Annotated in this window: 12 protein-coding genes; 4 read left to right on the forward strand and 8 right to left on the reverse strand. The window is 71.2% G+C overall.

From position 1 onward, the window contains the following. The 6 genes from OHT52_RS22050 to OHT52_RS22075 all read right to left on the reverse strand — a co-directional run bounded on the left by OHT52_RS22050 (window position 1) and on the right by OHT52_RS22075 (window position 5,807). A complete protein-coding gene (locus OHT52_RS22050; RefSeq protein ID WP_328721904.1) occupies window positions 1-558 on the reverse strand; it encodes a hypothetical protein in 558 nt (185 codons plus the stop codon). 120 nt (window positions 559-678) lie between these two features. Beyond that, window positions 679-1,236 carry a hypothetical protein gene (locus tag OHT52_RS22055; protein ID WP_328721905.1) on the reverse strand — a complete coding sequence of 186 codons (558 nt, stop codon included), beginning with the start codon at window positions 1,234-1,236 and terminating at the stop codon, window positions 679-681. A 120-nt stretch (window positions 1,237-1,356) separates the two neighbouring features. Next, window positions 1,357-1,659 (reverse strand): hypothetical protein, encoded by a 303-nt coding sequence (locus OHT52_RS22060; protein ID WP_328721906.1) that lies wholly within the window; start codon window positions 1,657-1,659, stop codon window positions 1,357-1,359. Window positions 1,660-1,977: 318 nt separating this feature from the next. Next, window positions 1,978-4,278 carry a hypothetical protein gene (locus OHT52_RS22065; RefSeq protein ID WP_328721907.1) on the reverse strand — a complete coding sequence of 767 codons (2,301 nt, stop codon included), beginning with the start codon at window positions 4,276-4,278 and terminating at the stop codon, window positions 1,978-1,980. A gap of 37 nt (window positions 4,279-4,315) precedes the next feature. Next, a complete protein-coding gene (locus tag OHT52_RS22070; RefSeq protein WP_328721908.1) occupies window positions 4,316-4,813 on the reverse strand; it encodes a hypothetical protein in 498 nt (165 codons plus the stop codon). Between the two features lie 568 nt (window positions 4,814-5,381). After that, on the reverse strand, window positions 5,382-5,807 hold the full coding sequence (locus tag OHT52_RS22075) for an NUDIX hydrolase (RefSeq protein ID WP_328721909.1): 426 nt from the start codon (window positions 5,805-5,807) through the stop codon (window positions 5,382-5,384). Window positions 5,808-6,458: 651 nt separating this feature from the next. Here OHT52_RS22075 and OHT52_RS22080 point away from each other — a divergent pair. Next, entirely contained in the window at window positions 6,459-7,715 is a 1,257-nt protein-coding gene (locus tag OHT52_RS22080; protein ID WP_328721910.1) for an amidohydrolase, read from the forward strand. Between the two features lie 39 nt (window positions 7,716-7,754). Here the strand turns inward: OHT52_RS22080 and OHT52_RS22085 are convergent, their stop codons facing one another. Next, entirely contained in the window at window positions 7,755-8,483 is a 729-nt protein-coding gene (locus OHT52_RS22085; protein WP_328721911.1) for an SDR family oxidoreductase, read from the reverse strand. Window positions 8,484-9,193: 710 nt separating this feature from the next. Continuing rightward, window positions 9,194-9,808, reverse strand: a complete 615-nt coding sequence (locus OHT52_RS22090; protein ID WP_328721912.1) for an NAD(P)H-dependent oxidoreductase — start codon at window positions 9,806-9,808, stop codon at window positions 9,194-9,196. A gap of 272 nt (window positions 9,809-10,080) precedes the next feature. Here OHT52_RS22090 and OHT52_RS22095 point away from each other — a divergent pair, with 272 nt between their 5' ends. The 3 genes from OHT52_RS22095 (at window position 10,081) to OHT52_RS22105 (ending at window position 13,808) form a co-directional block, all read left to right on the forward strand. Then, window positions 10,081-10,722, forward strand: a complete 642-nt coding sequence (locus OHT52_RS22095) for a LysE family translocator (protein ID WP_328721913.1) — start codon at window positions 10,081-10,083, stop codon at window positions 10,720-10,722. Between the two features lie 266 nt (window positions 10,723-10,988). Beyond that, a complete protein-coding gene (locus OHT52_RS22100) occupies window positions 10,989-12,299 on the forward strand; it encodes an MFS transporter (RefSeq protein WP_328721914.1) in 1,311 nt (436 codons plus the stop codon). A 411-nt stretch (window positions 12,300-12,710) separates the two neighbouring features. Continuing rightward, a complete protein-coding gene (locus OHT52_RS22105) occupies window positions 12,711-13,808 on the forward strand; it encodes an LLM class flavin-dependent oxidoreductase (protein WP_328721915.1) in 1,098 nt (365 codons plus the stop codon). Window positions 13,809-13,816 lie beyond the last annotated feature (8 nt).

Genomic DNA, 13,816 nt, shown 5'->3' on the forward strand with positions numbered 1-13,816 from the left:
TCACTCACAGGCGGCCGACTTGTCCACCGCCGCGGTGTAGCTCGTGATCAGATTCTTCATGGCCGTCTTGTCGTCGATGCCGGTGTCCAGGACCTGGATGATCGCGAAGAGGTCCAAATCCGGGTGTTCCGACGACGTGCACGAAGCGGTCTTGCCCACACCGGCTTTGCCGGTCCAGACGTACCGGTAGTCGTCCGTGGTCTCCCCGTCGTCCGTGTAGGCGTATGCCTCCGCGACCGTCGTTCCGGTCTCCCCTCTTCCCCACCATGCCTGGGTGAGGCGCAGGGCCACCGTGCCGTCCACGGAAACGACGCAGCGGGTCGTGCCGCCGTTCGGCTTCGAGATCGCCGAGGTGACGGATTCCCCGCCGGGTAACGCTGCTTTCACCTGCGCGGGGTCGACAGCGATGCCGCACAGGGGGGTGGGCACGGTGTAGTTCTTCGCGGCCGGTTCGTCGTCGGAACATGCCGACAGGGTGGAGGCGAGGACGGCGGCTGCGGACAGGGAAACGGCCGGGCCGATGAACCGGTGGCGCCGGAGGGTTCCGTGGACGGACAACGCGACTGGCCTTTCTGGATGTGTACAGGGGTGATCGGGCGCGGCTGTTCTCGGGCGGTCGATCACCTTCGACAGCCCGTCCCGGTGGTGCGCCTTCCTGGCAATACGGTGCGCCGTGGGTTACTCACAGTCGTCCGACCGGTTCACCGTCTCGGTGTAGCTGTTGATCAGGCTCTTCATGGCCGTCTTGTCGCCGGCGCCGGAGTCGAGGACTTGAATGATCGCGAAGAGGCGCATCTCCGGGTGCTTCGACGACGTACACGAAGCGGTTTTGCCCACACCGGCCTTGCTGGTCCAGACGTACCGGTAGTCGCCCGTCGTCTCCCCGCCGTCCGTGCCGGAGTACGCCGCCGCGACCGTCGCCCCGGTGTCCAGGCGACCCCACCACGCCTGGGCGAGGCGCAGGGCCGGCTTGCCGTCCACGGACAGGTCGCAGCGGGTCGTCCCGCCGTTCGGCTTCGAGGTCGCCGAGGTGAGGGAATCCCCGCCGGGCAGCAGAGTCTTCACTTGTGCGGAGTCGACCGCGACCCCGCACAGTGTGGTGGGCACGGTGTAGTTCTTCGCGGCCGGCTCGTCGTCGGAGCATGCCGAGAGGCTGGAGGCGAGGACGACGGCGGCTGACAGAGAGAGAACCGGGCTGATGAGCCGGTGGCGCCGGAGAGTTCCACGGACGGACAACGCGACGGGCCTTTCTGGATGTGTACAGAGGTGATCGGGCGGGGCCGTTCTCGGACGGTCGGTCACATTCAACGGGCCGTCCCGGTGTGCGCCTTCGAAGCACTACCCGTGCACCGAGGGTCATTCGCAGGCATCTGAACGGTTCACCGCCGCGGTGTAGCTGTTGATCAGCGTCTTCATGGTCGCTTTGTCGTCGATACTGGGATCGAATGCCTGGATGATGGCGAAGAGGCGCATTTCCGGGTGCTTCGACGACGTGCAGGAAGAGGTCTTGCCCACGCCGGCCGTTCCGGTCCACGCGAACCGGTAGTCGTCCGTCGTCTCCGCGCCGTTCGTGCCGGAGTACGCCCCCGAGACTTTGAGCCCGGTGTCCAGGCGGTCCCACCAGGTCTGGGTGAAGCGGAGGACGATCTTGCCGTCCACGGAGACGTTGCAGCGGACCGTCCCGCTGTTCGGCTTCGAGACCGTCAGGGAGAGAGAATCCCCGCCTGGCAGCAGGGGCTTCACTTGTGCGGGGCCGACCGTTACCCCGCACAGTGACGAGGGCACGGTGTAGTTCTTCTTGGCCGGTTCGTCGTCGCCGGAGCATGCCGACAGGGTGGAGGCGAGGACGAGGGCGGCGGACAGGGAGACGGCCGGGCCGATGAGCCGGTGACGCGCGCGAGTTCTGTGGACAACGCGAGAAGCCTTTCGGGGTTCGGACGGGGACGGCGCGGCGGGCACCGTCCCCGGGCATTCGACTCAGATGTCCGTCTTCAAGTGCGGGGACATTTGAGCGGTGTTCGTACCCGCTGCCCGGAACCCGTCCTGAGCGGCGCGTCGGGCCTTCTCGTCGATGCCGTCGTCCAACAGGTCGTTGCGATGGTGCGTCTTTGCCGCCTTCTCCACGGCGGCCTCGGTGTAGTCCGAGTTCTGATCGTTGCCGCTCTCCCACAGCTCGCCCATGACGGGGCCCGCGTCGTCCTTGGCGTGCCCTTCGGCGTCCTGGAACAGGGCTTCGAGGACCATGCTGCTCACGGTCCCGGCCGCGCCGCCGGCCACAGCGCCGGCGACCGGGCTGGCGATGAACGACGTACCGACTCCGATGCCCGTGCCGATACCTCCGGAAATGGCGTTCTTCCATTGCCCCACGGACTGGTCGAACTTCTTGTCGGACTCGTCCGCGGGACCAGCGACCGCCTCCTGGCGGCCGATGGCCAGCGTGCCGGACACTTCACCCGAGCCGTGGGCTATCTGCTCGATGGTGAACTGCGTGTCGTTCGAGTAGCGTGCGTCGGCCGGCAGGTCCGGGTTCAAGTGGTAATCCATGAGGTTCCCCATGTACGCCTTGTTGGCGACCTCCACTGCCGCGTAGCCCTCCGGATTCTGACCGACGGTCAACAGCAGCGCGTTCACGTTGCGGTGGTCGAGCGTGGCCGAACTGCCGGCGACGGGGAACAGCCTGTCGGTGTCCTTGTCCGCGTCGTCGGTCAGGGCCCGGTTGATGTCCGGCAGGTACTCCGAGGTGATCTGCCCGATGCTGTCGGACATGTAACTGTGCCCCGTGAGACGCTCGTTGTCGTCCGCGACGGAGGCCACGATCGACTCGAAGAGCTTGGCCTGCCCGTCGTTGTGGGCCGGGGTGTCCGCCGTCGGGAGCTCGCCCGCCGGGTGACCGGTCGCGGCGGCCTCCAGGGCGAGGGCGAGGTTGTTGCGACCGGTGTTGACCTCGTCGCCGTGGAAGTTGCTCTCCTGAGGCCAGTCCCGCTCCTCGAACAGGTACTGGAAGTTGGAGAGCGGGACCTTCCCGTTCTTGCCGTTGCCGTCCGTGTCGCGCTCGAAGGGGGAGTCCTCCTTGGAGACGTACTCCTCGTTGAAGAAGTCGGTCGCCGCGTCCGGGCTGTTGGACAGCCCCTTGAGGTATCCGGTCAGCGGGTCGGAACCGCTGTCCTCGCCGATACGGTTGAGGAGGGGGTCCATGCCCATCTTCTGCCAGGCCATGTTGGCGTGCTCGCCGTTGCCGGTGAGCTTGCGTTCCGTCTCCATGAGCGCGGTGCCGTAGCTCTTGAGGAACTGGTCGTCGTAGTCGCCGGTCCGCATCAGGTTGCTCATGACCTGGAACCCCATGGGGCCGGCGCCGTTCCGGCCGATGGGCTGTTCGCCGAGCCGGACCATGTCGCCCTTCCAGGTCGACATGTCGGCGGAGTCGCTCTGCGTGGCGGTGGCGAGCGTCAGACCGAGATTGCGCTGGAGGTCGTCGAGCTTGTCCTGGCGCTCGTAGACCAACTCCGGGTTCACGGCGGGATCGGTGACGCCCGCCCAGAACTCGAGGGTCTGCTCCGGCTTGAGCCGGGTGGCGAACCGCTCGGCGAACAGCGGGTCGTCCTTGTACTTCGCGAGACCGTCGTTGATCTTGTCGAACTCTGCGGGCGTGAGGTCCTTGGGGTCCTTCGCCGCGATCCTGGCGAGGTCGTCCGCCGCCTGGACGGCGTCCGCCGCGGAGTCGCGATCCTTGTAACTGGCGTCCGAGAAGCCCATCTTGGACTGGTCGGCTATCGCGCTCAGCACCGTGCTCGCCGAGGTGTCGCTCTCGGTGGCCCTGTTGAGTATCCCCTGCACCTCGTCGCGCAGAGCGGTGACGTCGCTCTCGGTGTGCTCCGGGACGGTGGTGCCCTTCGCGGCCCGGTCCGGGTGGATGTTCATGGTGACGGTGAAGCCGCCCTTGTCGGTGCTGACGACGGTCAGGTTCTTCGCCTGCCCGCGGGTGATGGCGGCCTCAAGGTCCTTCTTGAACTGCCGCAACTCGTCCCGGGTGTCACTGAGGATGTTGTGGATGGTGGTGGCCTGCGTGTGGGCATCGCCGAACTCGCCGGCGGTCTTGCCGATGAACTCCTTGGTGACCGTGGCGTTCATACCGGCCCAGTCGGCCGAGTTGGCGGCCTTGTGCAGGCCGTCCTCGGCCTGCTTCTTCAGCTCCGCCAGGTGCCGTACGAGCTGGTTCCAGTCGGAGACGGCCGTGTCGAGCGTCGCGAAGTTGGCGAAGCGCAGCGCGTCGAGATCCATGAGGTGTCGTTTCTCCTGTACGTCTGTGGTCGCGCTGCTACTTCTTCGGTTCGTAGGCCGGGTTCTTCTTGCCCGGTTCGCCGACCCGCTCGTCGAACCCGGCGTCCAGGGCGTCGATGCTGCTCATCTGCCGCTGGATGTAGTTCTCGTCCCCGGTGTGCACCTTCTTGGTGACCTGCATGTGGTTGGAGATGTGGGCGCAGGCGTCCATGAGCGACTTCAGCTGCTCTTCCCACCGGTTCGACACGTGCTTGAGCCCGCCGCCCAGGGCGAAGCCCTGACCGCTCAGATCGCCGGCGGCCGTGTCGCTGCTGGGAGTGGCGACCCTGGCCTTGCTCCACAGGTTGTCGTAGAGGGAGTGCGCCTGACTGCCGATCTTCGCCAGGTCGCCCTGAGCCACCTTGAGGTCGCCCGTCTGCCCGGGCAGGCCCACGTAACCGCCGCCGTCCCCGGGGTCCAACTGGTTCAACCGCATTCCGGTCGACTGCCGGTCGGCGGCGCCCGCCTTCAGCTGCTCCCACTCGTCCCACGCCATGAAAAACCCTTCCCCCGTTGTGCCCCGTCCCGTCACGCCCGGTGGGCGCGACGGCTCGCGGTGGTGTCCGGCGCGCGGGGCCGCAGTCGCGACGTCCGGAACCGTGCCCTCGCGGCGTTGCCGAACCGCCCGAATCGCTCCGCGACGACGCTCCGGCCCCCTTCCGTGAGGCACCGCACCGGATGCCGCGCCCCGACCGGCCTCGGTCCGACGGACATCCGCCCAAGGGCCGTCCGCACTCCCGGCGGTGCGCGACGACGGCCACGACGCCTCGTCGCGATGTCGTCACGTCCGCACACCACCCGGTACGCGGACGCTTCCCACCGTGCGGCGCGTCGTGTCCGGCGCTGCGAACCCGTCCACCGCGGATCACGGGACAGCCCAGGTGCCACGCTAGCAATTCGCCAGGATGTTCACATGGAGCGAGTCCGGATCCGTGAACAGCAGTTGTGTGTATCTCGTGGAGGCTCCAGGGGGACGGAGACCGAATGCCTCGGTTCGTCCGGGTGCGGGCGGTTCTGTTCGCTCTCCGGCGGGCGCCGGAGCCGGGCGCCGGAGCCGGGCGCGCCTACCGGCCCAGCATGCCGAGGCCGTCGACCGCCGCAGGGGAGAGCGTCGAACGCGTGAGGCCGGACCGCGGCATCCAGCGGACCTCGGCGGTGGATCCGCCGGTCTCGGTGACCGTCGGCGTACCGGGCCCGACGTCGACGCGGTAGAAGAGCGCCACGAGGTGCCAACGCACCCCGAGCCGATGGGCGGTGTAACCGCGTGCGTCGACCAGGCGGGAGCCGAGGACTTCGAGTCCGGTCTCCTCGTGCAGCTCGCGGGCCAGTGTCTCCTGCGGCTGTTCGCCGGGGTCGACCCCGCCGCCCGGGAGGTGCCACAGGCCGGGTCGGAACACCGGTGAGGCCTCCGAGAGCCGGGTCAGCAGGAGGTGCTCCTGCCTCGTGACCAACCCGTACGCCGAGACGCGTGAGCGCACCTGGTCGACCATGCCGGACCTCCTTCGACGATGTGCGGCGCCGGTGAACCTCTTCGCCGGATGCCTTCCCGATCATGCCCGGTGCGGGTGGCGGTGGTGAAGCCCATTGCGGCCGAGGTGGTCGTGCGGGCGGAGGGTGAAGGCCGCGGGGACGGGTTCGCGACTCTGGGGGAGGCCGCGGGAACCCGGGACGAAGGATGCGGGAGAAGGCGTCTTCACGGGGGGCCGCGCACGGAGTTCCACCACGGAGGCGAAGCCGGTGGCCCGAGCGCTGTTCGACGCGTACGGCCTTTCCGTCCGGTATGCCGCCGATGGTCGCGTAACCCTGGAGGACGGGACGGGACGGGACGGGACGGGACGGGACGGGGACGGGGACGGGGACGGGACGGGACGGGGACGGGGACGGGACGGGACGGGGACGGGGACGGGGACGGGACGGGGACGGGGACGGGACGGGGACGGGGCGGGGCCGAGGACGGGGGCGGGGTCAGGGCCGGGGTGGCCCGCCATAGACTGGCCAGCCCCGCCGGAGCGGCGCGGTTCCCGGCTCGTCCCTGTCGTGCGGCTCCGTGGCGCGAGGGGCTTTCGTTCGGATCGGGCCGGCTCGCGAGCCCCGCACGGTCCACGGACGAGGCCCCGGCGGCGACAGCGCGAGGAGGAACCATGAGCGACCGTGCCCGCACCGTCCTGGCCGGCCTGGACACCATCCGGCCCGGCCTGGAGGACCTGTACAAGGACCTGCACGCCCACCCCGAACTCGGCCTCCGGGAACACCGCACGGCCGGCAAGGTGTCCGAGGCGCTGCGCGGGGCCGGGTACGAGGTCGTCGAGGGCATCGGCGGGACCGGAGTCGTCGGCGTGCTGGCCAACGGCGACGGGCCGGTCGTCCTGGCCCGCGCCGACATGGACGCCCTGCCGGTCCGCGAGCGGACCGGACTTCCGTACGCCTCCACCGCGACCGTGACCGGTGAGGACGGCTCCGAGCAGCCCGTGATGCACGCCTGCGGGCACGACGTGCACATGGCCGCGCTGATCGGCGGCGCCCGGCTGATGGCGGAGTCCCGGGACGCGTGGCGGGGCACTTTCGTGGCGCTCTTCCAGCCCTCCGAGGAGAGGGGCGACGGTGCGGACGCGATGATCGCCGACGGCCTGACCTCGCGGGTGCCCCGCCCCGACGTGGTGCTCGCCCAGCACGTGCTGGCCCTTCCGGCCGGTTACGTCGGGACCCGCCCGGGGCCGTTCCTGTCCGCCGCCGACAGCCTTCGCGTCACCGTGCACGGCCGGGGCGGGCACGGCTCGATGCCCCAAGCGGCGGTGGACCCCGTGGTGATGGCCGCGATGATCGTCGTACGCCTGCAGACCATCGTCTCCCGGGAGCTGGCGGCGACCACCCCTGCGGTCGTGTCCGTCGGCAGCATCCACGCCGGGACCGGCCCCAATGTCATCCCGGACAGCGCGGTCATCCAGCTCAACGTCCGTACCTACGACGACGCCACGCGCGCCCAGGTGCTGGGTGCGATCGAGCGGATCGTGCTGGCCGAGTGCCAGGCATCCGGATCGCCGGAGGCGCCTCTCATCGAGCAGATCGCCTCCTTCCCGCCCACGGTCAACGACGAAGCCGTCACCGCGCGGGTCGCCGACGCGTTCGCGGCCCACTTCGGCGACGACGCGCACACCGTCGAGCTGCAGACGGCCAGCGAGGACCTGAGCCTGATCCCGGACGCGTTCGGGGTGCCGTTCACCTACTGGGGCATCGGTGGCATCGACCCGGAGCTGTACGCCGAAGCCGTCAGGAACGGCACCGTCGCCCGCGACGTACCGGTCAACCACAGCCCTTTCTTCGCCCCGGTCCTCCAGCCGACCCTGGACACCGGCGTCAGCGCCCTGACCGTCGCCGCCCTGGCCTGGCTCGGCGTCTGAACCGGCTCCGTCCGCGAAGTCGCGGGGCCGGACCCCGGATCAGGCGAGCCAGTCGGCGTAGCGGGTGGAGGAGAGACGGGCGTTCTTGTCGGTGAGGACGTCACCCTTGACGGCGGCGAACATGCCGGCGGTCGGGTCCGTGACGACGGTGCGGCCGTCGGACGCGTGGGCGACGGTGATCCGGCCCAGCTCGTCCAGGGTGAAGACGTCCGGGCCCGCGATGTTGCGCACGCCGCCCAGCGGGGAGCCCGCGGCGACCTCGGCCACCGCCAGGGCGACGTCCGCGGCGGCGATCGGCTGGATCGGGGTGGCGGGCAGCCGGACGGTGCCGTCCTCGGTGGTCCAGGAGAGCACCGACTCGACGAACTCCATGAACTGGGTGGCGCGGACGATCGAGTAGGGGATGGGCCCGGCCGCGAGGATGTCCTCCTGGAGCTTCTTGGCCCGGTAGTAGTCCAGTTCGGGAACCTGGTCCACGCCCACGATCGAGAGGACCACGAAGTGGCCGACGCCGCCCTTCGTACCCGCCGCCAGGAGGTTGTCCATCGACTTCTGGAAGAACGCCGGGGACGCCTCGTCGAAGGTGGGCGAGTTCGTCAGGTTGACGATGGCGTCGGCCCCCGCCACCGCCTCCTCCACCCCGCGTCCGCCGATGACGTCGACTCCGGTGGACTGCGCGTGCGGAACCGCCTCGTGACCTGCGGCGTTGAGATCGTTGACGACCTGCGAACCGATCAGCCCGGTGCCGCCGATGACCGCGAATTTCATGGGACGCCCTTCGCTCGGAGATGTATCCGAAATATGACATAAGGGCGTTCGTCGGGTGTCGTCCGAGCGTGGCGTCCGGGTGCATCCGGCGGTCGCGCGGGAGCCTTCACCCCGTGTGGTTCACCGCCCCGGCCGCTCGGACCCGCCGCCCTGCCGCGTACCCCGCAGGGCGAAGTCGGAGCGGACCACGGCACCGGGGCGCAGGTGCCGGCGCCGGACGGGCGGGTGCCTGTCCCGGCGAGGACGCGATGACGTTCAGGTACCCGGGCAGGCCCGCCGGCGCGTACCGGCCGAGTGCGGCGGTGGTGCGTACGAGCTGCCGCCCGAGGCCGTCGACCACGGTGACGAAGGCGTGGTGGACGGGGCCGCCACCGACGCCGTGCACGGTGCCCGGGACCGAACGCGCCCTGCGCGACCAGCTGCGCGAGAAGCCGGCGCCACCGATTGGGGCCCCTCTCCCCGGCCCTCTGGCGCAGCCCCCACGACCGTACGGAACTGGCGCGGGCGGCCCTCGCCGACCGGCCCGGAGTGCGCCTGGACGTCTTCCGCTCCGACACCGCCGGCCCCGCGGAGGACCGGTCCCTCGCGGCCAGGGCCTGGGACCTGGACGCCCTCGACCGCGCCTACGAAGCGCTGCTCACGGCGCACGCGCCCGCGAGATGTTCCCTCGACTCGCTCGACCTCTCCCGCCCGTTGGCCGTACCGTGGCGTCACGGGCCGACGAGAGCCCCCGCGCCGGCCGCCGGAGGCGCCGCCTCGGCTTCCGCCGCCGGGGCGAAGAAGCGGGCGGCCCGGTCGAGCGCGTCGGCGTCCTCCAGTACCTGGCCCGGCCGCGTGCCGTTGGCGAGCAGCACGCCGCCCCAGTCCATGCGCAGGTAGTCGGCGGTGTTGCGCAGCGTGCCGATCAGCGGATCGGCGAGAGAGGCGTCGGCCGACGCGTAGGCGGTCACGCCCCACAGGGTCTTCTCGCGCATCTCCTCCGTGAACCTCGGGCCGGGGACCCGCATCCACCCCGACCAGTGGTCCAGATAGAGCTTCACCTCCGCCGAAACGCTGTACCAGTACAGCGGGCTGACGATGACGATGTCCGTGGCTCCGCGCGTGGCCTCCCGGAGCATCCCGGCGTTCCCGTCCGGCTCCTCGTACAGCCCCGTGCCCGTGTGCCGCAGGTCCTCGAAACGCGGCAGCGGGTGGTCGCTCAGCCGGATCCACCGCTGGGCGACGGAACCGGGAAGGGCGGCGGCGGCACGACGGGCCAGCGCCTCGGAGTTCCCGGCCGGACGCGAGCTGCCGAGGACGAAGAGAAAGGACCTGGAGGAGTGCATGGTGTGACTTCCTGGGTGACGGGTGACGGGTGACGGGTGACGGGTGACGGGTGACGGGTGACGGGCGAGGGGTGACGAGTTCTGAAGGGCGGGCGGTGAGTGGCGGGCGGAGGACGGAGGACGGCGACCGGTCGGCGCGATGAACGGCGACGACACCACGATCGCGCGCCCGTGTCCCCCTGGCATACCGATCCGATACCGGTCCGCCGACGAAGCATGTCAGCCACCCTCCCCGGAGGGCGGCGGTCCGCGCCCCGATACGGTGGTGGTCCATGGCACTGACTGCACTGTGGACCTTCGCCCTCGTCGTAGGGCTCCTCACTCTCACCCCGGGTCTCGACACCGCCCTGATCCTGCGCACCTCGGCCCTCGGCCGGCGTCGGCGGGCCTGGGGAGTCGTCCTCGGCATCCAGAGCGGCACCCTCACCTGGGGCGCCCTCACCTCCCTGGGCGTGACCGCGCTCCTCACCGCCTCCCACCTCGCCTACGAGACGCTCCGCTGGGCGGGAGCCGCCTACCTCGTGTGGATGGGCGCGCGGATGCTCCGCGACACCTTCACAGGCCGGACCCCGACGGCGGACGACGTACCGGTGTCCCCGCTGCCCGCCGGGGCGGACTCCGTGGGCGGCGGCTGGCGCCAGGGACTCCTGACCAACCTGCTCAACCCGAAGATGGGCGCGTTCTACCTCGCCGTCCTGCCCCAGTTCATCCCGCCCGGCGCCGACCACTTCACCGCGGGACTCCTGCTGACCAGCGTGCACATCGTCCTCGGGCTGGTGTGGTCGGCCGTGCTGATCGGCTGCGCCCGGCTCCTCGGCGGCTGGCTCCGCAAGCCCCGTGCCCGCCGTCTGCTCGACCGGATCACCGGCACGGTCGTGGCCGGCTTCGGCATCCGCCTGGCGTTCGGTGAGTGAGGAGCCGGGGCGGGCGGCGCGCTCGTACCCGGCCGTGCGCAGCGCCCGGACGGCGGCGCGCCCGGCCGGAGCCCCGTCGGCCCAGCGGATCGAGTCGCGGTCGAAGCGCGCGCCCGGCAGACCGTCGCCGCTCACCCACGACGCGGCCCGGGCGAGCGGCCCGAGCTGGTCGCCGACGCAGTGCAGACCGTGCACGCAGGTGACCAGGGTGTAGGCCCGCGAGGGGCGCGCTCCAGCAGGTCCTGGGAGGGCCGCTACCATCCGGCGTGACCCAAAAGAGCAAACCGGATGTACACCGCACGCGCATATTCGCCGACCTGACCCCGCTGCGCACCTCCCCCGACTACCGGCGGCTGTGGTTCGGCAACACCGTGTCCTGGATCGGGCAGGGCATGACCTCGCTCGCGGTGTCCCTCCAGGTGTACGACCTCACCGGGTCCGCCTTCTCCGTGGGCCTCATCGGCTTCTGCTCCCTCGTGCCGCTGGTCTTCTTCGGCCTGTACGGCGGGGCCGTCGCCGACACGATGGACCGGCGCAAGCTCGGACTCGGCAGCTCCGCAGGATCCTTCCTGCTCTCGGCGGTCCTGGTCGCCTCCGCCTTCGCGGGGGTGGAACAGGTCTGGTTGCTGTACACGATCGTCGCCCTCCAGGCCGTCTGCTTCGCGCTCAACTCCCCGGCCCGCAGCTCGATGATCCCCCGGCTGCTGCCGCCCGAGCAGCTCCCCGCGGCCAACGCGCTCGGCTCCCTCACCAGCACCACCGGCACCCTCGTCGGCCCCATGCTCGGCGGCGTGATCGTCGGCTGGTGGGGCTACCGCGCCGCGTACACGGTGGACGTCGTCACCTTCACCGCCTCCCTGTACGCCATGTGGCGGCTGCCGGCGATGCTGCCTGACCGGAGCGACGACGCCCGCGCGGGAGAGGCCGTGTCCGGCACAGGTTCCACGGCGGGGCAGCGGCCCGAGCGGGCCTCCGTGCTGGAAGGGCTGCGGTTCCTCGGCACCCGCCCCAACCTGCGGATGACCTTCTTCAGCGACCTCTGCGCGATGGTGCTCGCCAGCCCCAAGGCGCTCTTCCCCGTCGTCGCGATCGTCTGGTACCACGGCGACGCCCGCACGACCGGACTGCTCGTCGCGGCCCCGGCGTTCGGCGCCCTCCTCGGCGGAGTCTGCTCGGGCTGGCTCGGGCGGGTCAGGCGGCACGGGCTCGCGGTCGTCTGCGCCGTCGCCGGCTGGGGTGCGGCGATCGCCGCCTTCGGCCTCACCCGCCAGCTCTGGCTCGGCATCGTCTTCCTGGCACTGGCGGGCTGCGCCGACACCTTCTCGATGGTCTTCCGCGGCACCATGCTCCAGGCCGCCGTGCCGGACCGGATGCGCGGGCGGCTCCAGGGCGTCTTCATCGTCGTGGTCGCCGGAGGCCCCCGCCTCGGCGACTTCCTGGCCGGCTCCGTCTCCGACCTCGCCTCCCCGGGCGTCGCCGTCACCGGCGGCGGCGTCGCGTGCGTGGTCGCGGTGCTGCTGCTGGCGCTGAAGTGGCGGGGCTTCCTCCGCTACGACGCCAGGAACCCGCAGCCCTGACGCCAGGAACCCGCAGCCCTGACGGCGCCGGACACCCGGACACCCGGACACCCGGGCCCCCGGCCCGCCCGGGATGTGGCGGCGAGCCGTCCGGGATGCGGGACGTGGTTGTCGGGCGGGCAGCGGGCGGATCAGGATGCCCCCATGGCCCCTGCCCCGGTTTCGCGACGCCCCGTGGTTCAACCGCGTGTCCCGACCGGTTGCTGTCGGGCCGAGCGCTGTCCGGCCGAGCGCTGTCGTACGTCCTGCTGACGCGCACCGCGTCCCGCTCGCCCACCCCCTCCGTCCCCCGCCCGTCCCCCGCCCGTTCCCGCCGCGCGCCGGTGGCACACGGGCGCGGCGGGCCGGTGCCCGGAGCCGCTCCCGCCTTCCACCGCTCCCGCCTTCCACCGCTGCCGATCGGGGTCCGCCATGTCCGAGAGCTCCCTCCTGCTGCACTGGTTCCTGCCCACCGGCGGCGACGGCCGCGATCCCGGCGGGGTCACCGCCGTACAGGGCCGGACCACCTCCGCCACCCGCCGCCGCGCCGACATCGGCTACCTCGCGCAGGTCGCCCGCGCCGCCGAGACCGCCGGGTTCCACTCGCTGCTCACCCCGGTCGGGCTGGGCTGCGTCGACCCGTGGATCCTCAGCGCCGCGCTCACCCAGCACACCGAGCGGATCGGCTTCCTCGTCGCCTTCCGCGCCGGATTCACCAGCCCCACGCTCCTCGCCCAACAGGCCGACGCCTTCCGCCGGTTCGCCGGAGGCCGGCTCTCTCTCAACGTGGTCACCGGAGGTGATCCCGCCGAACAGCTCGCCTACGGCGACGCGTTGCCGCACGACCAGCGGTACGCCCGCACCGATGAGGTGATGGCGGTGCTGCGCGACCTCCTCGACGGCAAGGAGGTCGACCACGACGGCGAACACCTGCGGATCGAGGGCGCCAAACTCACCGACCCGGCCGTCCAGTACCGGGTTCCCCTGTACTTCGGCGGCGCTTCCCCCGCCGCCGAGGCGGTCGCCGCCCGCCGGGCCGACGTCCAGCTCCTCTGGGGCGAGCCGCCCGCCGCCATCGCCGCACGCGTCGCGCGGCTGCGCGCGGTGGCCCCCGCCCTGCGGTACGGCATCCGGCTGCACGTCATCAGCCGGGACACCTCCGCCGAGGCGTGGGCCGAGGCCGACCGGATTCTGGGCGGCATCGACCCGGAGGCGGTACGGGCCAGCCAGGAGCGGTTCGCGCGGATGGACTCCGTGGGCCAGGCCCGGATGACCGCCCTGCACGGCGGCAGCACCGACGCCGCCGAGCTGGAGATCTCCCCCAACCTCTGGGCCGGGATCGGCCTGGTGCGCGAGGGGGCCGGTACCGCGCTGGTCGGCTCGCACGACGAGGTGGCCGCCCGGCTCGACGAGTACCGGCGCCTCGGCGTGGACGAGTTCGTCCTCTCCGGATACCCCCACCTGGAGGAGGCGTTCCGGGTCGGCGAAGAGGTCGCCCCCCGCCTCCGCGCCCTCGCGAAGGCACCCTGAGCGGCACC

Source organism: Streptomyces sp. NBC_00247 (assembly GCF_036188265.1).
In the GTDB taxonomy this organism is placed as follows: Bacteria; Actinomycetota; Actinomycetes; order Streptomycetales; family Streptomycetaceae; genus Streptomyces.